The sequence below is a fragment of the Amycolatopsis sp. NPDC051371 genome, assembly GCF_040682155.1.
Classification (GTDB): domain Bacteria; phylum Actinomycetota; class Actinomycetes; order Mycobacteriales; family Pseudonocardiaceae; genus Amycolatopsis.
Genome location: NZ_JBFBAG010000038.1, coordinates 57,487 through 79,084, shown reverse-complemented (window position 1 = coordinate 79,084; position 21,598 = coordinate 57,487). Strand labels below are relative to the sequence as shown.

At 69.2% G+C, this 21,598-nt stretch carries 18 protein-coding genes and 1 tRNA gene; 4 read left to right on the top strand and 15 right to left on the bottom strand.

Annotation, left to right across the window (positions count from 1 at the left end; genetic code table 11):
• The first annotated feature begins 77 nt into the window (after nucleotides 1–77).
• Entirely contained in the window at nucleotides 78–839 is a 762-nt protein-coding gene (locus tag AB0M59_RS37325; protein WP_364624907.1) for a PIG-L deacetylase family protein, read from the top strand.
• A 58-nt stretch (nucleotides 840–897) separates the two neighbouring features.
• Here AB0M59_RS37325 and AB0M59_RS37320 read toward each other — a convergent pair whose 3' ends face one another.
• The 6 genes from AB0M59_RS37320 to AB0M59_RS37295 all read right to left on the bottom strand — a co-directional run bounded on the left by AB0M59_RS37320 (nucleotide 898) and on the right by AB0M59_RS37295 (nucleotide 7,017).
• A complete protein-coding gene (locus AB0M59_RS37320) occupies nucleotides 898–1,212 on the bottom strand; it encodes an antibiotic biosynthesis monooxygenase (RefSeq protein WP_364624860.1) in 315 nt (104 codons plus the stop codon).
• 204 nt (nucleotides 1,213–1,416) lie between these two features.
• A tRNA-Pro gene (locus tag AB0M59_RS37315) sits at nucleotides 1,417–1,490 on the bottom strand.
• A 114-nt stretch (nucleotides 1,491–1,604) separates the two neighbouring features.
• Nucleotides 1,605–2,777, bottom strand: a complete 1,173-nt coding sequence (locus AB0M59_RS37310; RefSeq protein WP_364624858.1) for an alginate lyase family protein — start codon at nucleotides 2,775–2,777, stop codon at nucleotides 1,605–1,607.
• A gap of 171 nt (nucleotides 2,778–2,948) precedes the next feature.
• Nucleotides 2,949–5,204, bottom strand: coding sequence for a glycosyl hydrolase family 18 protein (locus tag AB0M59_RS37305; RefSeq protein WP_364624857.1), 2,256 nt, complete (start codon nucleotides 5,202–5,204; stop codon nucleotides 2,949–2,951).
• Between the two features lie 119 nt (nucleotides 5,205–5,323).
• Complete coding sequence (locus AB0M59_RS37300) at nucleotides 5,324–6,103, bottom strand: enoyl-CoA hydratase/isomerase family protein (protein WP_364624855.1); 780 nt, start codon at nucleotides 6,101–6,103, stop codon at nucleotides 5,324–5,326.
• A 2-nt stretch (nucleotides 6,104–6,105) separates the two neighbouring features.
• Nucleotides 6,106–7,017: a PaaX family transcriptional regulator C-terminal domain-containing protein gene (locus AB0M59_RS37295; RefSeq protein ID WP_364624853.1), complete on the bottom strand. Its 912-nt coding sequence runs from the start codon at nucleotides 7,015–7,017 to the stop codon at nucleotides 6,106–6,108.
• Nucleotides 7,018–7,160: 143 nt separating this feature from the next.
• Between AB0M59_RS37295 and AB0M59_RS37290 the strand changes: the two genes are divergently transcribed.
• Nucleotides 7,161–8,798, top strand: a complete 1,638-nt coding sequence (locus tag AB0M59_RS37290; RefSeq protein ID WP_364624851.1) for an ABC-F family ATP-binding cassette domain-containing protein — start codon at nucleotides 7,161–7,163, stop codon at nucleotides 8,796–8,798.
• Between the two features lie 581 nt (nucleotides 8,799–9,379).
• Here the strand turns inward: AB0M59_RS37290 and AB0M59_RS37285 are convergent.
• The 4 genes from AB0M59_RS37285 to AB0M59_RS37270 form a co-directional block, all read right to left on the bottom strand.
• Entirely contained in the window at nucleotides 9,380–10,201 is an 822-nt protein-coding gene (locus tag AB0M59_RS37285; RefSeq protein WP_364624849.1) for a carbohydrate ABC transporter permease, read from the bottom strand.
• On the bottom strand, nucleotides 10,198–11,169 hold the full coding sequence (locus AB0M59_RS37280; protein WP_364624847.1) for a sugar ABC transporter permease: 972 nt from the start codon (nucleotides 11,167–11,169) through the stop codon (nucleotides 10,198–10,200). The genes AB0M59_RS37285 and AB0M59_RS37280 overlap by 4 nt, the downstream gene beginning before the upstream one ends.
• Nucleotides 11,151–12,425, bottom strand: a complete 1,275-nt coding sequence (locus AB0M59_RS37275) for an extracellular solute-binding protein (RefSeq protein ID WP_364624845.1) — start codon at nucleotides 12,423–12,425, stop codon at nucleotides 11,151–11,153. The genes AB0M59_RS37280 and AB0M59_RS37275 overlap by 19 nt, the downstream gene beginning before the upstream one ends.
• A 112-nt stretch (nucleotides 12,426–12,537) precedes the next feature.
• Complete coding sequence (locus AB0M59_RS37270; protein WP_364624843.1) at nucleotides 12,538–14,625, bottom strand: alpha-galactosidase; 2,088 nt, start codon at nucleotides 14,623–14,625, stop codon at nucleotides 12,538–12,540.
• On the opposite strand from AB0M59_RS37270, the gene AB0M59_RS37265 reads away from it, so the two are divergent.
• Nucleotides 14,579–15,823: a hypothetical protein gene (locus AB0M59_RS37265; RefSeq protein ID WP_364624841.1), complete on the top strand. Its 1,245-nt coding sequence runs from the start codon at nucleotides 14,579–14,581 to the stop codon at nucleotides 15,821–15,823. The genes AB0M59_RS37270 and AB0M59_RS37265 overlap by 47 nt on opposite strands.
• Here the strand turns inward: AB0M59_RS37265 and AB0M59_RS37260 are convergent.
• Complete coding sequence (locus AB0M59_RS37260) at nucleotides 15,786–16,730, bottom strand: methionyl-tRNA formyltransferase (RefSeq protein WP_364624839.1); 945 nt, start codon at nucleotides 16,728–16,730, stop codon at nucleotides 15,786–15,788. The two genes, AB0M59_RS37265 and AB0M59_RS37260, sit on opposite strands and share 38 nt — an antisense overlap.
• A 113-nt stretch (nucleotides 16,731–16,843) precedes the next feature.
• On the opposite strand from AB0M59_RS37260, the gene AB0M59_RS37255 reads away from it, so the two are divergent.
• Nucleotides 16,844–18,154 carry a lysine N(6)-hydroxylase/L-ornithine N(5)-oxygenase family protein gene (locus AB0M59_RS37255; protein ID WP_364624837.1) on the top strand — a complete coding sequence of 437 codons (1,311 nt, stop codon included), beginning with the start codon at nucleotides 16,844–16,846 and terminating at the stop codon, nucleotides 18,152–18,154.
• Here the strand turns inward: AB0M59_RS37255 and AB0M59_RS37250 are convergent.
• The 4 genes from AB0M59_RS37250 to AB0M59_RS37235 are packed head-to-tail and all read right to left on the bottom strand — an operon-like array spanning nucleotide 18,141 to nucleotide 21,591.
• Nucleotides 18,141–18,626 (bottom strand): DinB family protein, encoded by a 486-nt coding sequence (locus AB0M59_RS37250; protein ID WP_364624835.1) that lies wholly within the window; start codon nucleotides 18,624–18,626, stop codon nucleotides 18,141–18,143. The genes AB0M59_RS37255 and AB0M59_RS37250 overlap by 14 nt on opposite strands.
• Nucleotides 18,627–18,685: 59 nt before the next feature.
• Entirely contained in the window at nucleotides 18,686–19,489 is an 804-nt protein-coding gene (locus AB0M59_RS37245; protein ID WP_364624833.1) for an ABC transporter ATP-binding protein, read from the bottom strand.
• A 4-nt stretch (nucleotides 19,490–19,493) separates the two neighbouring features.
• Nucleotides 19,494–20,552, bottom strand: coding sequence for an iron chelate uptake ABC transporter family permease subunit (locus AB0M59_RS37240; RefSeq protein ID WP_364624831.1), 1,059 nt, complete (start codon nucleotides 20,550–20,552; stop codon nucleotides 19,494–19,496).
• A gap of 1 nt (nucleotide 20,553) precedes the next feature.
• On the bottom strand, nucleotides 20,554–21,591 hold the full coding sequence (locus AB0M59_RS37235; protein ID WP_364624830.1) for an iron chelate uptake ABC transporter family permease subunit: 1,038 nt from the start codon (nucleotides 21,589–21,591) through the stop codon (nucleotides 20,554–20,556).
• Nucleotides 21,592–21,598: the final 7 nt, after the last annotated feature.

Sequence of the window (21,598 nt, the reverse complement as noted above, 5' to 3'; positions counted from 1 at the left end):
GGTATTCGCCACGGAGCCGGCTCGACCCGGTGTCGAGCCGGTCGATCTGCAAAAGAGGGACCTCTGGATGCGGAATGATGGCCGCCATGACGTTGCCTGCTCTCCCCGAGGAGTCCTTCCGGCGCGTGCTCTGCGTCGTCGCCCACCCTGACGACATGGAGTACGGCACGTCCGCGGCCGTCGCTCGCTGGACCGCGCGTGGCATTGAGGTCGGTTATCTGCTGCTCACCCGCGGCGAAGCCGGGATGCCGAACCCTCCTGAGGAGACGGCTCGCCTGCGCGTCGCCGAGCAGCAGGCTGCTTGCGCCGTCGTCGGCGTCGAGCACCTGACGATCCTGGAGCATCCGGACGGGGTGCTCGTCTACGGCTTGGACCTGCGCCGGGACATCTGCCGGGAGATCCGCCGGTTCAAACCCGACGTCGTGTTCGGCACCGGGTTCGAAGTCGAAACGCCCTACGGCTTCGACCAGGCCGACCACCGCGCGGCCGGGCTCGCCACGCTCGACGCGATCCGCGACGCGGGCAACCGGTGGGTCTTCCCGGAGCAGGTCGACGAGGACCTCGAACCGCACTCTGTGCGCTGGTACCTCATCCCCGGCATCACGGACGCGACCCACGGGGTCGACGTCACCGGGGAACCGCTGCGCCGCGGCGTCGCCTCGCTCGAGGCGCACGCCGCGTACCTGGCCGCGCTCCCGGACCACCCGGCCCCCGCGGACTTCATCCCGCAGTTCGCCGCGATGAGCGGCAAGGCCATGGGCGTTGAGCACGCCGTCCTGTTCCGCGCCCACGACCTGCAGGCACCACCGGAGCTATCCACTGAAGCGGCGCAGGACTGAATCTGGCGCCTGTCGTATGTGGTGAAAGACGATCGTCCGGTCCAGTTCGGTACCGGCATCAGCCGTCAGCAGGCAGTCCCTTGGTCGTGGCAGGTGTTATGAACTCGACCCGCGTCGACTTCACGTACTTGTGTCGTTCGGTGAGGAACTGTCGCGTGTGGGGCTGGCGTTCATGTTCGTCGAACGCTTCCCGGTCTCGGTAGACCTCGTAGAAGACGCGTGCGAGGGGCGCATCGGTGACGTGGTGGGTCGCGTAGACGAGAGTTCCGGGTTCGTGTTCGGCGATACCTCGGCCGGTCTCTTCGACCAGCCGGTCGAACTCTGCGGCTCGTGCCTCGTCGTGGAGGTCGAAACGGACGACAAGTGCGAACATCTCTCTCCTTCAGTCATTCGTGTCGGGCACCTGTTCCGGACCGCCTCGACGAGGTTGCGGAAGTGCTCGACGCTGCGACTTTCGCAGGCGAGCATGGGGGCGTGGTGATCGGCCCGGGCAGGCAGCCCCGGGGCCGAGTCGCGTCCGGAGCTACCTCGGGAATGAAAAAAGCCACGTCCACCTGCGTGAACGTGGCTGATCCGGTCGGGCTGACAGGATTTGAACCTGCGACCCCTTGACCCCCAGTCAAGTGCGCTACCAAACTGCGCCACAGCCCGGACCCGCACTCGCTGAGTGCGTGAGAAGTACTTTAGCGTGCCCGCCGAACGGCCCTGCACGCGGGGCCTCGATCCGCCTGACCTGCGGAAACATGTCAGGCGGATCGACAAGCCTCACGCAGCGTTGCCGGCGTGGGTCAGCGTCTGCCATGCCACGAACAGGTTGTTCGAGCCCGCCGGGCGCTGGCGCTCCGTCAACGTCTGCGTGTTCGTCATCGCGATGCCCAGGCGCGTGTGCAGCGCGTTGAAGCCCACCTCCGTCACCGGGCCCAGGCCCAGCTTCAGGCTGCCACCACAGAGCCACGACGGCACCGCCGTGCCCAGCTGGTACTTCGACTGGAACCCCAGCGCCTGGCGCAGGCGCTCGCCCACGTCCGTTCCGTACACGTCCTGGCCCTGGATGCGCAGCGTCTCCGCCACGTCCGCGATCGAGGCGATTCCGTAGCCCGTGTGGGTGAAGTCGCGGCAGGTCTCCTGGGTCAGGCCGTCCACGAACGTTCCCTGGCCCTGCCAATAGCCCACGATCTGGTCACGCGAAGACAGGCCGCTGCCGGGGACCGTCTTGGGCAGCGCGCCGTCGGACGGTAGGTAGACGTAAGCCGCGACGCGGTTGCGGTAACGCGTTACCGCCTTGTCGAAGTTCGTCTTGTCCTCCAGGAACACCGAGATCCCTACCGCAGCCTCCATCATGGACAGTTCCCAGTTGCCGTTGCTGTTGCTGCCGTTGATGATTTTGTTCAGGTACACATTGCGCAGCATCGTGCCGAAGCGGCCCGAGTTCGGCCAGCTCGTGTACGTGTACTTGATGATCTCCGCCGCGCGGGGCCAGGACGAGCCCGCCCAGCCCGTCTGCAGGGGCGCGTTGCTGTTGGTGTGACTCGTGATCGTCGCCGACCACGCGTCCATCAACGCGATCGCCTTCTGTGCGTAACGGGCGTCGCCGGAGATGTACCAGATCAGTGCGTCCGTGTACGCCGCGATCGCGTCTTCCCGCTCGTCGGTACACCCGTAATTCGGGTTCGAATACGACCCGCATTCGACGACCGCACGCGGTTTCGGCGTCCGCGAAAGGGAGGCGTAGGAGCTCGCCGCAGCCTGGTCGTAAGCGGCTTTCCACGGCTGGGCGCCGGCATTGACCTGCCTCTTCACGAAGTCCAGCTGTGGGCGGCTGACCAGCACGCCGGGGTGGGTGAACGTCGCCGGTGCCGCGGGGGCCGGCGTCGCCACCAAGCCCAGGGCGAGGGGGATCAGGGCGGCGAGCGTGGCGACGTTTCTAAAGCGGGACATGGCTCTCCTCGAGACGACGGTGTCCGGGGCAGCGCGCTGCGAACAGTTTCATGGTCCAGACCATCGCCCGTCAAGAAGCCGAACGTCCTTTCTTTGCCTCTTGAAGAAAAGAACCGGAAATTGTTCAGCCCGCTGAACGGAAAACGTTCTCCGTTCAGCGGGCTGAACAACTCAGCCGAGACCCGCGCTGACCGCGTTCATCAACGTCCCGGTGTCACCCGACATCTCCCACGCCATCACGCCGAGCAGGCCGCGCTGCTTCAGCCACGTCGTCTTCACCCCGATCGACCAGGCGTCGTCGAACGTCCACCACTGGCCGCCATTGCCGGTGTAGCACGACGTCGCCACCGCGGCCGTGTCGTGGTGGACCGTGCACCCCGGCACGCTCGACACCAGGTTCGCGTACCCGCGCGTCCCGGCTTCCTCCGCGAACTGCCCGGGAGCCGCACCGGTCGCCGACTGCCACTCGCCGCTCTTCCCGCCGTCCGCCACGCCCTGCCAGCCGCGCCCGTAGAACGCCAACCCCAAAGTCAGCCGACGTGGATCGACGCCCGCGTTCGTATAAGCGTTGATCGCCGCTTCCGCGCTGAAACGGAAGTTGTACGGATCGTCCGCGTCCGCGTACAGGTTGCCCTGGTGGCCGGTGCGGTTCGGCTCCCACGAGTTGTCGCTGCCCGACCCGTGGAAGTCGTACCCCTGCACGTTCGCCACGTCCAGGTAGCTGAACACCTTCGACAGGTCCCAGCCGGCCGCCACCTTGGCCGGGTCCGCCGGGGTGAACGCGTGCAGCTGGTACCGCTTGCCGGTCGTCGCGCCGTACGCGTCGAGCTGCGTGCGGAACTCGGCCAGCAGCGCCGTCAGGTTGTTCTTGTCGTTCGGGCTCCAGTGGTTGCCCGGGTGGCCGTCGGCGCTCGCCGGCCACTCCCAGTCGAGGTCGATGCCGTCGAAGATGCCGGCCGCCGTGCCCGGACCGCCCGCGCCGCCGTAGGACGCGATGTTGCCCTTGATCCACGTGTCGAGGCACGACGCGACGAACTTCTTGCGCGACGCGTCCGTGGCAGCGACGTCGGAGAAGTACTTCGAATACGTCCAGCCGCCCAGCGAGACCAGCACCTTCAGGTTCGGGTGCTTCGCCTTGAGCTTCTTGAGCTGGTTGAAGTTGCCGCGCAACGACTCCCAGCCCGTGTCGGCCACGCCGTCCACCGATTGCGCCGCCGAGAACGGCCGCGAGTAGTCGGCTTCGGCGTCGCCCGCGCCGTCACCCTGGTTGGGGTCCTGCGGGTTCGCCGTCGTGCCCTTCGTGACGCCGGATAGGCACGTCAGGTTCACCGGGTCGATGTTCTCGAACGCGTACAGCAGGTGTGTCAGCTTCGCCGCCGCGCCCGACGTCTCGAGGTTCTTCACGAAGTACTGGCGCCCGTAGATGCCCCACTGCACGAAGTAGCCGACCTTCGCGTAGCCCGACACGATGTCGCCGGTCTTCACGGAAACCGCGTTGCCGGCGGCGGAAACGTTGTCGTAGCCGTCCCGGGCGCGCACCGTGAAGGTGTACGAAGTGGACGGTGCCAGACCGGTCACGACCGCGCCCGTGGTCGTCACCGTGGTGGCGAGCGTGGAACCGCGGTAGACGTCGTAGCTGACGACGCCGGTGTTGTCGGTCGCCGCGGTCCACGTGAGCGACACCGAAGTCGCGTCGGCCGCGGTCGAGCGCAGGGAACCCGGTGCGGAAGGCGGAGAAGTGTCGTCGGCGGGGTTGTTGGTGGTCACGACCAGCGCGGCGCTCGCCGGTGAAGTCGTCCCCTTCGAGTCCTTGGCCTTGACCGTGAACGAGTACGCGGTACCCGGCGTAAGACCACCCACGGTCGCGCTCGTCCCAGTCACCGACGCGGTCAGCGAGGTGCCCTGGTACACGTCGTAGCCGGTCACCGGCAGCGAGCCGGCGGTCGAGGCGTTCCAGGCCAGCGCGACCGTCTTGGTCGTCTTCGCGACCAGCCGCAGGTTCGCCGGCGCGCTCGGGGGAGTGTCGGGTGAACCGTCGCAGTTCGCGTTGTCGACGCGGCACTGCGCCGGCGTCGCGGCGGTGCTGAGCCGGAACGTCGGGCTGTACGGGTAGGTGGTGCGGCCCGGCGCCAGCGTCGCGATGAAGTACGCCGGGGTGAGCGTGACCTGGGTGCCGTTCTGGGCCACCGTGCCGTTCTCGCCGGTGCTGGCGGTGACGCCGGCGGGCAGCGTGAACGTGATCGCCCAGTTGCTCACCGACGCGGTGCCGGTGTTGGCGACGGTGTAGGTGCCGGTCGTGCCGCTCATCGCCAGGGTGGCGGTCAGCGAACCGGCCGCGGCGGCGGGTGGCGCGAGCGCCGCGACGCCGCCGGCTGCTATCAGTACGGCGGCGAGCGCGGAGCATAGTCGTGCGGGAGTGCGTCTCATGGCGGTTCTCCAAGCGGCACGAGCGGGACGACGATGTGGTCTAGACCACATAGAATGTAACCCGGTGCCGGGAGATCCGCGCACGCCCGAACGGCGGCAACCGCCGTCCGAACGGACTGTTAACGGCCGGAGAAGGTCGCCTTCCCGGGCCCATCGGCGAGGAACGACTTCACGGCGTCGCGGAGGTCCTCGGTCTCGAAGAGCGCGGCGGCGATCGACGTGATGTGCGCGTTCGCCTCCGGGACGCCGCCGGCGGAGAAGTGGTCGAGGACGCGCTTGGTGGCCGCGTGGGCCTGGGTGGGTCCCGAGGCCAGCCGGTGCGCGAACTCGCGACAAGAGGCGTCGAAGCCCTCGTCCGCCAGGACGCGGTTGACGACGTTCCAGCGTTCCAGAGTCGCGGCGTCGTACGTGTCGCCGGTCATCACGAACTCCTTGGCCCGGCCGACGCCGGCGCGCGCGGCGAGCCGCTGGGTGCCGCCCATGGTCGGCGTCAGCCCGACGACCTTCTCGACCAGCCCGAACTTCGCGCGCGACGCGGCGAGGATGATGTCGCACGCCACGGCCACCTCGAACGCCCAGGTCAGGCACAGGCCGTGGGCGGCGAACACCGTCGGGAACGGCAGCGCCGCGATCCGGTCCGGCACCGCGAGCATCTCGTCGAAGAGCACCTTGGCCTCGGCGGGCGAGCCCTGCGCGTCGAACAGCGAGACGTCCACGCCACCGCTGACGACCTTGCCCTCGGCGCGGATCAGCAGCGCCCGCGCGGGCGACGATTCCAGCGAGCCGATGGCGGCGGCGAGGTCCGATTGCAGCGAGGCTGTGTACAGGTTCAACGGCGGAGCGTCGATCGTCAGGACGGCGAGCCCGCCGTCACGGTCGAGGCGGACCTGCGGAGTCATGTTCACCCTGCTTCTTCGGCGGCGACGATGTCGTCCCAATACTGCTGGGCCTCCGGGCGCCAGTCGACGTGTTTGTGATGGAAGAGTTCCGCCGCTTTCGTCCCGCTCCACTTCGCCGGCAGGAGCTCGGCGGGCAGCTGCGGGTCGAGGAACGGGAACCGCCGCCACTCGTGGACCAGCTCGGTCTGCGCCCGCAGCACCGCCCGGCCGCCGGTCGGGTGCAGGCCGGTGAACCGGTCGATGAAGTCCTCGTAGCGGTCCTTCAGCTCGGTGAGGTCCCAGGACCGGGCGACCATGGTCTCCTGCTCGCCGACCTCGCCGTAGGTGGCGGTGAAGGACATCGCCTGGGCGTCGAGCCCGAGCTCGTTGACGATCTGCTCGGCTTCCCGCTGGCGGCTCAGGTCCGGGCTGACCCACACGCCGGCGACGGGCGAGCCGAAGCCTGCCCAGGTCAGTCGCGTGCGCAGGCGGTGCCGCAGGTCGCGCTTGGCCTCGGGCACGGAGACGATGAGCATCAGCCACTGGCCGTTCCAGGGGCGCTCTTCGCGGCCGAACGCGTAGATCCGCTCGGCGCCCTCGGTCAGGAGGCGGCGGCCCGGCGGCGTCAGCGACCAGCGCACCCGACGCCCGACGCGCTCGGAGACCATCCAGCCCTCGGCGGCGGAGCGGGCCAGCGCCTGCCGCGCCGACTTCTCCTCGATGTCGAGGATGCCGAGCACCTCGACCAGCATCGACGTCCAGACCGGCGTGTCGCGCGGCAGCGTGTACTCGCCGAGCACGGTCATCAGCAGCGACCGCGCGCTGGCGTGGCTGACCTCGCGCCGCCGGCTCACCGTGGGCCGGGGCGCGGATGGGCGGCCTTCCCTCGGTTTCGGCCTGCGGCCGAGGGTGACCGGGGGAGCGGATTCGCCCATGCTGTTTCACCTCACTGTGCGGGGGTATCGACAACCGAACAGGTTACCCACACTGAGTGATCAAAGCGCCACCGGACACACACAGTCGGTGCCTTTGACCATGATCTGACAGTTCAGCACGTGCCCGTAGACTTGACCACCTCATGAGCGCAACTCTCGTCGCGAAGGACCTGGCCGCGGGCCACGGTGACCGCATCCTCTTTTCCGGCCTCGATCTCGTCGTCGCGCCCGGCGACGTCGTCGGCCTGGTCGGCGTCAACGGCGCCGGCAAGTCGACGCTCCTGCGGACGCTGGCCGGGCTCGCGAAACCCGACGACGGCGAGATCCGGCTGAACCCGCCGACCGCGACCGTCGGGCACCTGCCCCAGGAGCCCGAGCGGCGCGAAGGCGAGTCGGTGCGCGCCTTCCTGGCCCGGCGCACCGGCGTGTCGGCCGCACAGGCGGACCTCGACTCGGCGACCGAAGCCCTCACCGCGGAGGAAGCCGGCGCGGACGACCGCTACGCCGTGGCGCTGGACCGCTGGCTCGACCTGGGCGGCGCCGACCTCGACGAGCGGGCCGCCGAAGTGGCCGCCGACCTGGGGCTCGCCGTCGACCTGGACCAGCCGATGACGTCGCTCTCCGGCGGGCAGGCCGCGCGCGCCGGGCTCGCGTCGCTGCTGCTGAGCCGCTACGACGTCTTCCTGCTCGACGAGCCGACCAACGACCTCGACCTGGACGGGCTGGCCCGGCTGGAGCGGTTCGTGTCCGGGCTGCGGTCGGCGACCGTCCTGGTCAGCCACGACCGCGAGTTCCTGGCCCGGACCGTCGACCGCGTCGTCGAGCTGGACCTCGCGCAGCAGCAGGTCAACGTCTACGGCGGTGGCTACGAGGCCTACCTCGAAGAACGCGAGGTCGCGCGCCGGCACGCGCGTGAGGAGTACGAGGAGTACGCCGACACGAAGTCCTCCCTCGAAGCCCGCGGGCGGATGCAGCGGGCGTGGATGGAGAAGGGCGTCAAGAACGCCCGCCGGAAGCAGCCCGACAACGACAAGGCCGCCCGCAAGTTCCGCACCGAGGCCACCGAGAAGCAGGCGTCGAAGGCCCGGCAGACCGACCGGATGATCGAGCGCCTGGACGTGGTCGAGGAGCCGCGCAAGGAGTGGGAGCTGCGGATGGAGATCTCCGCGGCCCCGCGGGCGGGCGCGGTCGTCGCGACCCTGCGCGGCGCGGTGGTCCGGCGCGGCGGGTTCACGCTCGGGCCGGTCGACCTGCAGATCGACTGGGCGGACAAGGTCGCCATCACCGGCGCGAACGGCGCGGGCAAGTCGACGCTGCTCGCCGCTCTCCTGGGACGGCTGCCCGTGGACGACGGCGACGCGGCACTCGGGCCCGGCGTCGTCGTCGGCGAGGTCGACCAGGCACGGCGGTTGTTCCTCGGCGACGTCCCGCTCGCCGACGCGTTCGCACGCGAGGTGCCGGAGCTGCCCGACGCCGACGTCCGCACGCTGCTGGCCAAGTTCGGGCTCAAGGCCGCGCACGTGCTGCGGTCCGCCGCGACCCTTTCGCCGGGTGAACGCACGCGCGCGGCGCTGGCCCTGCTGCAGGCGCGTGGGGTGAACCTGCTGGTGCTGGACGAGCCGACCAACCACCTCGACCTGCCGGCGATCGAGCAGCTCGAGGCGGCGCTGGACAAGTACCCGGGGACGTTGCTGTTGGTGACGCACGATCGGCGGATGCTCGACGCCGTGCATGTGGGCCGCCGGCTCGAGGTTGATGGTGGGAAGGTCCGCGAGCTTTGAGCCCCGGCGGTTGCCGGCGCCGGTGAGCGGTGCGCTCGGCGGGTTGGAGAGCGGCGCTCTCGGTTGGGAGCGTCGCGCTGGAAGTATTCGCGAGCAGTGCTCTCGACTCTGAGCGGTGCACACCGCCGTGCGTGAGCGGTGCTCTCGGTCGAGAGCGCGCCGGCGCAGTTATTCGCGAGCAGTGCTCCCGACCTTGAGCGGTGCTCGCCGCTGAGCGTGAGCACCGCTCTCGAGATTGAGCACTGACGGCCGCCAGGGGGTGAGCACTGCTCTCGAAACGAGCACTGGCGGTCGCCAGGGGTGAGCACTGCTCTCGAAACGAGCACTGACCGTCGCCAGGGGTGAGCACTGCTCTCGAAACGAGCACTGACCGTCGCCCGGGTGTGAGCACTGCTCTCGAGGCTGAGCACTGACGGCCGCGATGGGTGAGCACTGCTCTCGAATCTGAGCACTGACGGCCGCCGTCTGTGAGCACTGCTCTCGACTCCGAACAGTGCACGCGAGCGTCCGTGAGCACTGCTCTCGAAATTGAGCGCCGCCCGCTTTCCCGGGTGATCGGCGCTCTCGGTCGGGAGCACCGCTCACCCTTTCGTCGCGCCGCCGGTCAGGCCCTTGACGAACTGCTTCTGCAGAGCCAGGTAGAAGATCAGCACGGGCAGCGTGGCCAGGAACATCAGCGCGAACACGCTGCCCAGGTCGGCCTGGTACTGGCCGATCGAGCGGTAGATGCCGGTCGTGATCGTGGTGCCCTGGCTCGGGCCGAGGATGATCAGCGGGTCGATGAAGTCGTTCCAGATCCACACGCCGAGGAAGATCAGCACCGACGCGGTCGCCGGGCGCAGCAGCGGGAACACCACGCGCCAGAACACCTGCATCCGGCTCGCGCCGTCGAGCAGCGCCGCCTCCTCGAGCTCCACCGGCACCCCGCGGATGAACCCTGTGAACACGAAGACCCCGAACGGCACGTAGTACCCGACGTTGAACAGGATCAGCCCCTGCAGTGTCGCCATCAAGTGCGTCACGCGCAGGACGTCGGTGATCGGGATGAGGATGACCTGCGGCGGGATCATCAGCCCGGCCAGCAGCACGAGCGTCAGGACCTTCGTCCACCGCTTGCCCGAGCGCGCCAGGTAGTGGCCGAGCAGCGCCGACAGCACGGTCAGCACCAGGATCGACAGGACGGTGACGACGATGCTGTTGGTCAGGCTGACCCAGAACAGGCCGTCCGGGCGGGTCAGCACCGCGTGGATGTTGGCCAGCGTCGGCGGCAGCGGGAGCGACGCCGGCGACTTCGCGATCTGGTCGCCTTGTTTGACGACGTTCGTCAGCACCAGGTACAGCGGCACGAAGAACACAGCGCTGACGACGAGCGCGACCGACGGTCGCAGCCAGGCCCGGGTCACAGGTCCACCTCCCGGCGGCGCAGGAAGTTCAGCACGACCGTGGTCACGACCGCGACGATGACCAGCATCAGCACGGCCATCGCGGACGCGTAGCCGACGTGGTTCGAGTCGAACCCGGTCTGCAGGACGTCGAACGCGATCGTCGCGGTGGCCCCGGATCCCGGGCCGCCGTTGGTGATCACCTTGACGTAGTCGTAGGTCTTGAACGCGGAGATCAGCAGCACGACCGTGTTGATCGTCAGCGACGGCGCGAGCAGCGGCCAGGTGACGGCGCGGAACCGCCGCAGTGGCCCGGCGCCGTCGATTTCGGCGGCTTCCAGCAGTTCCTGCGGGACGCCCTGCAGCCCGGCGAGGTAGACGACGACGCAGAACCCGAGCATCTGCCAGCACACGATCGACGCGACCGAGTACAGCGCGACGTCCGGATCGGACAGCCAGCCGGGCGGGTGCTCGATCCCGATCGCCCGCAGGAGGTTGTTCAGCGGGCCCTGGTCGTCGAGCAGCCGCGACCAGACGATCGAGACGACGACCGAGCTGAGGATGACCGGGGTGAAGAACACACTGCGCAAAGCGTTGTAGAGCCAGCCTTTCCGGTCCAGCAGCAATGCCACACCCAGGCCCAGCACGTTCGGCACGATCACCACGATCAGCGTCAGGATCGTGGTGACCTTCAGCGCGGTGAGGAACTGTTCGTCGGTGAAGAGCAGCTTGTAGTTGTCGAAGCCGACGAACTTCACCGGCGGGTTGAACGGGTTGTAGTTCGTCAGGCTGTACCCGAAGCTGATCAGGATCGGGGCCATCACGAAGCACAGGTAGACGAGCACGCCCGGCGCGCCGAACGACGCGAAGTGCCACACCCGCGGCAGGATCGGCTTGCGCCGCCTGCCTCGAGCGGGCGCCCGGCGGGCCTTCGGGGGAGCGGGGGGACTGACGACGGCGGCCAAGTGCGTCAGCCCGCCTTCGCCCACTCGGTGTCCAGGAACGCGCACGCGTCGGCCACGGACTTGCGGCCGGTGATGACGTCCTGGGCGGCCTGGTCGACCTTGTCCTTCATGCCGGGCAGCAGCCCGTCGTCGGCGGTCTCCCAGCGGAAGGCGTGCACGACGGCGTTCTGCTGCACGGCCTGGGTGTAGAGGTCGTAGCCGGCCTTGAAGGTCGGGCCGACGTCCGCGGGCGGGGTGTAGCCCTTGATCGCCGGGAACAGGCCGTCTGCCTTGACGGAGGCGTCGAGCTGGTCCTTGTCGAGCTGGAAGCCGAGGGCGAACTTCTTGGCGGCGTCGAGGTTCGCGGCCTTGGCGTTCACGATCATGCCGCCGCCGGTGTAGGCGGGGACGACGAGCTTGCCGTCCTCGGTCGGGAAGTTGAATACACCGACCTCGAAGTCGTGCTTCTTGGTGTCGGCGTTGGCGGCGAACCAGTTGCCCATCGGGTACATCGCGCTCTTGCCGTCGAGGAACGCCTGCTCGGTCGCCGCGTAGTCGCGGGACACGCTCGTCTTGTCCACGTACCCCTTGGCGGCGAGGTCGGCGAGCTTCGAGAACGCCGTCTGGAACGCGGGGTCGGTGAACTTGACCTTGTCCTGGCGACGCTGGGTCAGCCAGTCCGGGATCGTGGCGTAGACCTCGGTGCTGACCAAACCGGAAAGGATCATCGACGACGGGAAGCCGTCCTTGCCGCCGCCGATGGTGAACGGCGCGAGGCCTTTGTCCTTCAGCTTGCCGGCGTCGGTTTCCAGCTCGGCCCAGGTCTTCGGGGTGGTGGTGATGCCCGCGTCGGCGAACATCTTCTTGTTGTAGTAGACCGGCGGGATCGTCTGGGTGTTCGCCGGCAGCTGGTAGTACTTGCCCTTCACCGGGTTGGCGTCGGGGAACTGGAAGTCCTTGAGCTCTTCTGGCGTCCACGCGTAGAGGTTGCCCGCCTCGGCGAACCCCGCCGAGTCGACGGCGATCATCACGTCCGGGAACTGGCCCGACTGCAGGAGCTGCTTCGCGTACGACGTCCGCCCGTCGGCCGTCGGGGCGACGAGCTTCTTGACCTTGATCCCCGGGTTCTTGTCGGTGACGCGCTTGATGGCGGCGTCCCAGTAGGCCGGGGTGAGGTTCGGCGTCTCGAAGGTCAGGAAGGTGATCTCCTGATCGCCGCCGCTGCCGCCGGTGTTCGAGCCGACCGAGCATCCGCTCACGGCCAGCAGCACTGCCGCTCCGAGCGCCAGGGACCGCCTCATCGTTCCTCCCGCATGCCACCCACCATATGTGATGTACGAGGCATTTGATCGGACCTCTGATGCGGTGTCAAGCGACTCTTCCGCGGGAAAACGTCGATAGCGGACCGAGAGATCAGATCTTTCGATGCAGTCGGACGACCGTGCTTGCGAAATCGCCGGTCGGCAGGCCAAGAGGCAGTCCCCGGGCGAGCAGGACGGCTCCGCTGTGCGTGGTCCCGGTGCCGGAATCGAGGTACCGCTCAGCGGGATCGAGGCCGTCGAGCCGCAGTGGGCGCTCCGGCGCGTTGAAGTGCGCGGCCTGCCGGTAGGCGAAGACGACGGTCCGGTCCTCGTGGACGTACTGGAACGCGGTGACGCCGTCGTCGACGGGCGGCCGCAGCCGGTAGAGCGCGCCGTGCTGGACGATGGGCCGGATCTCCTTGTAGAGCGCGATCAGCTCGCGGGCGAGCGCGAGGTCGTCGTCGGGCCAGTGCACGATGTCGCCGCCGACGCCGAGCACGCCGGCCATGGCGACGTGGAACCGGAACCGCAGCGGGACCTCACGGCCGGTGACGAAATTGGGGTTGTCGGTGACCCACGCCGACATCGCGCGGGCCGGGTAGAGCTGGCCGTAGCCGTGCTGGATCCGCAGCCGGTCGAGGGCGTCGGTGTTGTCCGACGTCCAGACCTGGTCGGCGCGGGCGAGCACGCCGAGGTCGATCCGGCCGCCCCCACCGCTGCACGCCTCGATGCGCAGGCCCGGGTGGTCTTCCCGGAGTCGGTCCATGAGCGCGTACACGGCTCGCGTGTGCTCGACCCACAGGCGGTCCGGGTCCGCGTCGCCCGGCCAGCCCGCTTCGCTGAACGGGCGGTTCATGTCCCACTTGAGGAAGTCGACGCCGTGGTCGCCGACGAGCCGGTCGAGCCAGTCGTGGGCCCATCCGGCGACGTCGGGCCGGGCGAAGTTGAGGACGAGCTGGTTGCGCAGTTCCGACCGGCGCCGGTGCGGGTGGTGCAGGACCCAGTCCGGGTGCGCGCGGTAGAGGTCGCTGTCGGGGTTGACCATCTCCGGTTCGACCCAGATGCCGAACCGCATGCCGAGCCCGTGCACGGCGTCGACCAGGGGTTTGAGGCCGTCGGGGAAGCGGTCACGGTTGACGTGCCAGTCGCCGAGCCCGGCGTGGTCGCCGGTGCGGGCGCCGAACCAGCCGTCGTCCATGACGAACAGCTCGACCCCGAGCGCGGCGGCGCGTTCCGCCAGTGCGCGCTGTTGTGCTTCCGAGACGTCGAAACCTGTTGCCTCCCAAGAGTTGTAGAGCACGGGACGCAGTTCTCGCGGGTGGGAAAGGACGTGCATCTTGACGTACGCGTGCCAGGCGCGGCTTGCAGCGCCGAATCCGCCATTGGTGTAGAGCCCGGCCGCCACCGGCGTGGTGAGGGATCTTCCCGGCCCGACGCGGTGGACGACACCGTCCTGGCCGAAGCCGCCGCTGACGGTCAGCCGGCCGGTGGACGAACGGGTGGCGGTGAGGCGCCAGGAGCCACTCCAGGCGAGGGCGACGCCGTAGACCTCGCCGTGGCGCTCGGTGGCGGTGCCGTCGTCGACCATGACCCAGGGGTTGGCGTGGTGCCCGGTGATCCCTCGACGGCTGGCGAACGTGGTTTCGCCGTGGGGCGCAGAGGTGCGGTGGAGCTGGGTTTCCGCGGCCCAGCGGCCGGTGACGTGGCTGAACCGGTAGTCGTCCTGGACGGGCAGTACCCAGGTCGCGGAGTCGGCCCTGGTGACCTCGACGTCGGTGTCGGCGGTCAGTTCGAGCCAGCGTTCGAGGACGTCGGTTTTCAGGCGGTAGTGGAGGGTGATCCGGAGCGGGTAGTGGCGGTCTTCGAAGTGGATCTCGAGGTGGTCGTTCGTGATCTCGTGGGTTCGGTAGCGCCATTCGAGGGCGCGGGTGCCGTCGTGGAAGCGGATTTGCAGGGCGGGGGTCCAGTACCTGGTCCCGCCGTCCGCGGCGAGTTCGTCGAGGCCTTCGTTGGGGTCGTTGAAGCCGTCCCACCAGGGGAGGGTTTGCGGGGTGAGTTCCGGGATGTCTTGGGCGTGGAGCTTCGGGCCCCAGTAGACGTGGGTCGGGACGTCGTCCTCGTCGAGCCGCAGGGCGTAGGTGCTCGATTCGCCGGTGAGCACCCAGGTGCGGTGGTCCTCGAGGAAGCTGATCTCGCCCATACGGGCCATCCTGGCGCCGGGGTGGCCGGGGGCCAAGGGGTGTCCCGGTGACTGGGGCGTGACCTCGTTCGTCCGAAAGGGCGCTCCTTCGGGCGGTATTTTGATTCGTGTCCTGCACTCCGTAACAGGGATCCGGGAACGAGGGATTCTGCGGGACAGAGGTCGGGGAGGTAGGACAATGAAATACGGAAACGCTGCCGGAGTCGAGTCGCCGTCGGTGCACGATCTGATCGTCGCCCACCAGAAGGAAGGCCGTCCGGATTTCGAGCGGCTGCGCGCGGCGTTCCAAGACGAGCAGGGGCGCATCCTCGAGGAGTACTACGCGCTCGAGTTTCCCGCCGCGTTGCTGCTGGTGGCTCAGGAACGCAAGCGCCGATCGGGCGGCGTCGTGTACAAAACCCGGCTGTTCTACGATCCGGCCAAAAGCACGCAAGAGTTCGACGATGTCTTCCGGTCCGCCCGGCGGGTCGAGCGGAAGTACGCGGTGTTGCTGCGCGGACGGGTCCAGGAGATCGTGACTCGGGGCCTCTACACCACGGGCGCCCACCTGCTGGCGGTCCTCGACGCGATGCCGTCGCGCGAAGTCCGGTCTCAGGAGGAGTCGGCGCGGATCTCGGCCGCGGCCGCCTCGGCGAAGAAGGAAACCCGGCAGATCGAGGACTACGCTTCCGTCGCCGCGATGAAATCCGCGTTGATCCGCTACCTCTCCGGAATCTTTCTCGGAGCGATCGCCGTCGCGCTCGCGGTTTACGCGGCGGTGCTGCTGCCGCTGCCGGACGAGCAGCGGTCGTCGGTCGGCTTTTGCCTGGCTTGTGGCGGGATCGGGGCGATGGTAAGCGTGATGGTGCGGATCACGAACCGGCGGAAGGTGCAGATCGACATGGACCAGGGTCGGTTCGTCACGGTCCTGTCGGGCGCCTTCCGGTCCATCATCGGCGCGGTGTTCGGGGCGGTCGTGTTCGTGCTCGTCACCGGCGGGTTGCTGCCGATCGCGACCTCCGGCTCGGGCGAAAAGGTCTTGTTCTTCGCCGGCCTGGCGTTCCTCGCCGGATTCAGCGAACGGTGGGCTCAGGACACGATCGTCCGGACCCTGCCCGGTCTGCCGGACGCCGCCGATCCGCGGCCGCCGGAGACCGGGCCGGGCAAGGAAAACGGACCGGTCAAGGCCGGTCCGTCAGATACCCGCCCATCGTCTTGAAATACTCGTGCGCAGGCAGGTCCGTGCCATCGGCCGTCCGGACCTGCTCCACGACCAGCCCCGAAGACTGACCGCGCCGCGCGTCCGGCCCGGCGACGATCACCACCCCCTCGCCCTCCCGGATGAAGATCCGGCCCGGCGTGCCCCCGTAATGGCCCTGGGATACCGACGCCCGGAGGATCCGCAGCCGTTCGCCCCGGTGGAAGGTGAACGCGTTCGGGTACGGGTCGGACAGCGCGCGCACGAAACGCTCGATGTCGGCGGGTGGCGAAGTCCAGTCGATGAGGCTGTCGCGGGCCGCGCGCTTGTGGAAGAAGCTGGCCTTCGTGCGGTCCTGCGGCACCGGCGTGTAGCCGGTCTCGATCTTCGAGATCGCCTCGGCCGTGATCGGTGCGATCAGGTCGACCGTGCGGTGGAACAGGTCCGTCGTCGTGTCCGCCGGGCCGACCGGGATCGCGCGTTGCAGGACGATGTCGCCCGCGTCGAGCTCGCCGTCCATCATGTGGGCCGTCACGCCGACCTCCGGCTCGCCGTTGATCATCGCCCAGATCAGCGGCGAGAAACCCGCGTAGGACGGCAGGAGCGAGTCGTGGATGTTCAGGGTGCCGTGGCGCGGCAGTTCGAAGATCTCCGGTGGCAGCCACGTGCGCCAGTTGTTCGCCACGATCAGGTCGAGGTCCGCCACCTTCAGCTCGGCGAGCAGCTCGGCGTCGTCGGGGCGGTCGCGCAGCAGGACGCGGATGCCGTGGGCCTCGGCGAGGTCGGCGACCGAGTCGGCCCAGATCCGCTCGTAGGCGTGGTCGCTCTTCGGGTGCGTGACCACCAGGGCGACCTCGTGACCGGCGTCGATGAGCGCCTGGAGGGTCCGGTGCCCCCAGGTCTGGTAGCCGAACATCGCCACGCGCATTCGAGAGTGCCTTTCATGATCGGGGGACGAACATCACCACGAACGTACTAGGCGAGGCTCGCCTAAGTTAGGTTAGGGTTCCCTGAACGTACCGGAGCGCGCAAGGGAGCAACATGACTGCAGAGGCCGGCGAACGGATCCCGATCTACGACGTCGTCGGGGTGGGCTTCGGCCCGTCGAACCTGGCCCTCGCCATCGCTCTCGCCGAGCACAACGCCGGCCCGGGGGAGCCGGTGACCGCGCACTTCCTCGAGCGGCAGCCGCGCTTCGGCTGGCACCGCGGGATGCTGATCGACACCGCGACCATGCAGGTGTCGTTCCTCAAGGACCTGGTCACGATGCGGAACCCGACCAGCGAGTTCAGCTTCCTCAACTACCTGCACGCGGCCGATCGGCTGGTCGACTTCATCAACCACAAGAACCTGTTCCCGCTGCGCGTCGAGTTCCACGACTACTTCGAGTGGGCGGCCGCGAAGGTCGACGACGTCGTCTCCTACGGCACCGAGATCGTCGCGGTGAAGCCGGTCCACGACGGCGACGAGATCGCGTACTTCGACGTCGAGGCGTCGGACGGCTCGTCGTTGCGCGCCCGGAACCTGGTGGTGGGCACGGGCTTGCGGCCCCAGCTGCCCGAGGGCGTCACCGCCGGCGAGCGGATCTGGCACAACAGCGAGCTGCTGTTCCGCGTGGAGGCCTTGCGCGCGACCGATCCGAAGCGGTTCGTCGTGGTCGGCGCCGGGCAGAGCGCCGCGGAGGTCGCCGCCCTGCTGCACGACGAGTTCCCGCACGCCGAGGTGTGCGCGGTGTTCGCGCGCTACGGCTACAGCCCGGCCGACGACAGCTCGTTCGCGAACCGGATCTTCGACCCGGACGCCGTCGACCGGTTCTACCGCGCGGGCGAGCCGGTCAAAGACCGCCTGATGCGCTACCACGGCGCGACGAACTACTCGGCCGTCGACGTCGACCTGATCGACGAGCTGTACCGCCGGATGTACCGCGAGAAGGTGCTGGGCGTGGAGCGGTTGCGGCTGTTCAACGTCTCGCGCCCGGTCGAGGTGACCGACACGGGAACGGTCACCATCGAGTCCCTGACGTCAGGCGAGCGGACGGTGCTGGACGCCGACGCGGTCGTCTACGCGACGGGCTACCGGCCGGCGGACCCGACGCCGCTGCTGGGCGAGCTCGGCGCGCGCTGCCTGCGTGACGACGAAGGCCGCCTCCGGGTGACGCGCGACTACCGGCTCGCGACGGAGCCGCCCCTGCGCGGCGGGATCTACCTGCAGGGCGGTACCGAGCACACGCACGGGATCACGTCGTCGCTGCTGTCGAACACCGCGGTGCGGGTGGGGGAGATCCTGCAGTCCATTGTGGAGCGCCGGGTGGTCGCGGCGCCCGAGGGGGAGTACGCCGTCAGCGCGCGGTGATCTGTTCCCGGAGGATGTCGCTGTGGCCGGTGTGGCGGGCGAACTCCTCGATCAGGAACAGGTAGATGAACCGCAGGCTGACTTCGCCGACGACCGGGTGCGTCCACCGGTCGTCGAGCGAGAAGCCCGCCGCGATTTCGCGGGAGCGCGCGCTCGTCCGCTCGTACTCGGCGATCACGTCGGCCACCGTCTCGTCCTCGGCGACGGCGAAACTCGCGTCGCCGGGGGTCGACGGCCCGTCGCATTCGGACTCGTCCAGGCCGGCCACCAGCCACTGGAACCAGCGGCGCTCGGCGACGGCGGCGTGCTTGACCAGGCTGATCGGCGTGGTCAGGGACGACACCAACCGCTTGTGGGCGTCGCTTTCCGACAGGTCCCGCGCGTTGTCGACGAGCGCGCGCCGGTTGCGGTCGAGCATGGCCTCGAGCAGCTCGCGCTCGGGGCCGACGGTCTTTTCGGGCAGCACGTACACAGGTACCAGCTTCCTGGAAGGGGAGAGTGCCGGAGTCGGCGAGAGCCCCCAGGATAGCGCTAGTTCACCGGCGCCGGGTGGTGGCGGCTGATCGGGATCACCATCGGCGTCCCGCTGATCGGATCCGGCGTCACCTGGCAGCGCACGTCGAAGACCTCGTCGACGAGTTCCTCCGTGATGACCTCCACCGGCTTGCCCGACGCCACGATCCGCCCGGACTTCATCGCGATCACGTGGTCGGCGTAGCGGCACGCCTGCGGCAGGTCGTGCAGCACCATGACCACCGTCCGGCCTTCGCCGCGGTTGAGGTCGACCACGAGGTCGAGCACGTCGATCTGGTGGGCCAGGTCGAGGTACGTCGTGGGCTCGTCCAGCAGCAGCACCGGCGTGCCCTGCGCGACCGCCATCGCGATCCACGCGCGCTGGCGCTGACCGCCGGAAAGCTCGTCCACCGGACGGTCGGCGAGATCGGTCATGGATGTCGCCTCCAGCGCCGCCCGGACCGCGCCTTCGTCCGATGTGGACCACTGCCGCCACCAGCTCTGGTGCGGGGCGCGGCCGCGGCCGACGAGGTCCGCCACCGTCATGCCCTCGGGCGCCACCGGAGACTGCGGCAGGATCCCGAGGCGCTGGGCGACCTGGCGCGTGGGCAGGTCGTAGATCGAGCGGCCATCGAGGTACACCCCGCCCGACTTCGGCGTGAGCAGCCGGGCGAGCGTCCGCAGCAGCGTCGACTTCCCGCACGCGTTCGGCCCGACGATCGCGGTGATCTGCTCCGGCGGGATGTCGAGGTCGAGGCCGTCGATGACGACGCGGTCGTCGTAGGCGACGCGCAGGTCCTGCACCCGCAAGGACGGTGTCATCTTTTCAGCCTCCGGAGCCGGATCGGTTGGCCCTGGCCAGCAGCCAAAGCAGCACGGGTGCGCCGAGCACACCGGTCACGATGCCGACCGGGAGCGCCGACGCCGTCAGCGAGCGCGCGATGATGTCGCTGCCCAGCACCACGACCGCGCCGGTGAGCGCCGACGCCGTGATCGGCGGCGACGAGAGCCGGGCGAGCCGCTGCGCGATCTGCGGCGAAGTCAGCGCGACGAACGAGATCGGGCCCGCCGACGCCGTCGCGAACGCGACCAGCCCGGCGCCGGCCAGCAGCAAGCCGAGCCGGACCGGCTGCACCGGCGTGCCGAGCCCGGCGGCCACGTCGTCGCCGAGCAGCAGCGTCTGCATCCACCGCGACAGCGCCAGCACCAGGGGGAACAGCACGACGAGCGCGGCGAACAGCGGGACGACGTGCTCCCAGCCGCGGTTGGCGAGGTTGCCGACCAGCCAGCCGATCGACGCCTGCGCCTCGGTGATCTGCGCCTTGCTCAGCAGGTAGTCGGTGAGGCTGGTGCACATCGCGAAGATCCCGATGCCCACCAGCAGGATCCGGTACCCGGTCGTGCCGCGCCGCCACGCCAGCGCGTAGACCAGCAGCGCCGTGAACAGGCCCCCGAGGAGGCCGAGCGTCGTGGTGCCGAGCCCGCCGCCGAAACCGAACGCGATCCCGGCGACCACGGCCGTCGCCGCGCCCGCGTTGATGCCGATCATGTCCGGGCTGGCCAAGGGGTTGCGGGTGATGGTCTGGAACACCGCGCCGGACGCGCCGAACGCGAGCCCGGCCAGCAGCCCGGTCAGCGCCCGGGGCAGCCGCAGCTCCTGCACGATGTAGCCATTCCCGCCGTCGCTGCCGCCGAACAGGCCGGACAGCACGTCGGACACCGTCATCGGCACGTCGCCGATTGTCATGCCCACGCAGAACAGGACGATCGCGAGCACCGCGAGGATCACGGAGACGAGCAGCATGCGGGGCCGGACCCGACCGGACACGGGCGGCCTGGTGAAGCGGAAGGTGACGCGGTCTCGCCGCAGCTGGAGCAGGCTCACGTCAGGACTCCACGAGCTTGCGGCGGCGGACCAGGTAGATGAAGAACGGCGCGCCGAGGAACGCGACGATCACGCCCGCGCGGATCTCGCTGGGCCGCGCCATGATCCGGCCCAGGATGTCGGCGGCCAGGAGCAGGCACGGCGCGAGGACGGCGGTGTAGGGCAGCAGCCAGCGGTGGTCCGGGCCGATCACGAAGCGCACCGCGTGCGGGACGATCAGGCCGAGGAACACGATCGGCCCGGCGACGGCGACGGCCGCGCCGGTCAGCAGCGTGATCGCCAAGGCGCCGCGCAGCCGCAGCGGACCGAGCTTCCGGCCGAGCGCGATCGCGACGTCGTCACCGAGGGCGAGGCTGTTGAGCGCCGGGCCGCTCGCGATCGCCAGCACCACCCCGATGACGAGGAACGGCAGCACCTGCAGCAACGCGTTCGCGTCCACCCCGGAAAGCGAGCCGGCGGACCAGAAGCGGTAGCGGTTGAGCGCCACCGGGTCCGACAGCACCATCGCGCTGGTGAACGACGAGAGCAGCGCCGTGACCGCGGCGCCCGCGAGGGCGAGCTTGACTGGGCTCGACCCGGCTCGCCCGCGCGTGCCGAGGTAGTAGACGACGGCGGTGGCGAGGAGCGCGCCGGCGAAGGCGAACCAGATGTAGCCGTAGAGCGAGCTGATCCCCAGCACGGTGATCGAGAAGACGATCGCGAACGCGGCCCCGGCGCTGACGCCGAGCAGGCCCGGGTCGGCGAGGGGGTTGCGGGTCAGCGCCTGCATCACCGTGCCGGCGAGCCCGAGGCCGGCGCCGACGAGCACCGCGAGCAGCGTCCGCGGCATCCGGACACTGTGGATGATCACGGCGTCCGCGGAGCCGTCGTCGTGCCACAGCACCTGCCAGACGGCACCGAACGAGATCTCCTTGGACCCGAGCCAGACGCTCAGCAGGCACAGGAGGACGAGGACACCGAGGGCGGCCAAGAGGCCGAGGGCGCGGCCCGTGTGTGGCGGGCGTCGCGTGAGAGCGATCCCTCCGGGGTCTGTTCGCATCGCACCT

What these genes read in the sequence shown, in the direction of transcription:
- AB0M59_RS37275 (WP_364624845.1), bottom strand. Translation starts at nt 12,425, where the DNA reads ATGAGGCGGTCCCTGGCGCTCGGAGCGGCAGTGCTGCTGGCCGTGAGC.
- AB0M59_RS37290 (WP_364624851.1), top strand. Translation starts at nt 7,161, where the DNA reads ATGAGCGCAACTCTCGTCGCGAAGGACCTGGCCGCGGGCCACGGTGAC.
- AB0M59_RS37245 (WP_364624833.1), bottom strand. Translation starts at nt 19,489, where the DNA reads ATGACACCGTCCTTGCGGGTGCAGGACCTGCGCGTCGCCTACGACGAC.
- AB0M59_RS37255 (WP_364624837.1), top strand. Translation starts at nt 16,844, where the DNA reads ATGACTGCAGAGGCCGGCGAACGGATCCCGATCTACGACGTCGTCGGG.
- AB0M59_RS37320 (WP_364624860.1), bottom strand. Translation starts at nt 1,212, where the DNA reads ATGTTCGCACTTGTCGTCCGTTTCGACCTCCACGACGAGGCACGAGCC.
- AB0M59_RS37260 (WP_364624839.1), bottom strand. Translation starts at nt 16,730, where the DNA reads ATGCGCGTGGCGATGTTCGGCTACCAGACCTGGGGGCACCGGACCCTC.
- AB0M59_RS37325 (WP_364624907.1), top strand. Translation starts at nt 78, where the DNA reads ATGGCCGCCATGACGTTGCCTGCTCTCCCCGAGGAGTCCTTCCGGCGC.
- AB0M59_RS37310 (WP_364624858.1), bottom strand. Translation starts at nt 2,777, where the DNA reads ATGTCCCGCTTTAGAAACGTCGCCACGCTCGCCGCCCTGATCCCCCTC.
- AB0M59_RS37300 (WP_364624855.1), bottom strand. Translation starts at nt 6,103, where the DNA reads ATGACTCCGCAGGTCCGCCTCGACCGTGACGGCGGGCTCGCCGTCCTG.
- AB0M59_RS37270 (WP_364624843.1), bottom strand. Translation starts at nt 14,625, where the DNA reads ATGGGCGAGATCAGCTTCCTCGAGGACCACCGCACCTGGGTGCTCACC.
- AB0M59_RS37295 (WP_364624853.1), bottom strand. Translation starts at nt 7,017, where the DNA reads ATGGGCGAATCCGCTCCCCCGGTCACCCTCGGCCGCAGGCCGAAACCG.
- AB0M59_RS37235 (WP_364624830.1), bottom strand. Translation starts at nt 21,591, where the DNA reads ATGCGAACAGACCCCGGAGGGATCGCTCTCACGCGACGCCCGCCACAC.
- AB0M59_RS37305 (WP_364624857.1), bottom strand. Translation starts at nt 5,204, where the DNA reads ATGAGACGCACTCCCGCACGACTATGCTCCGCGCTCGCCGCCGTACTG.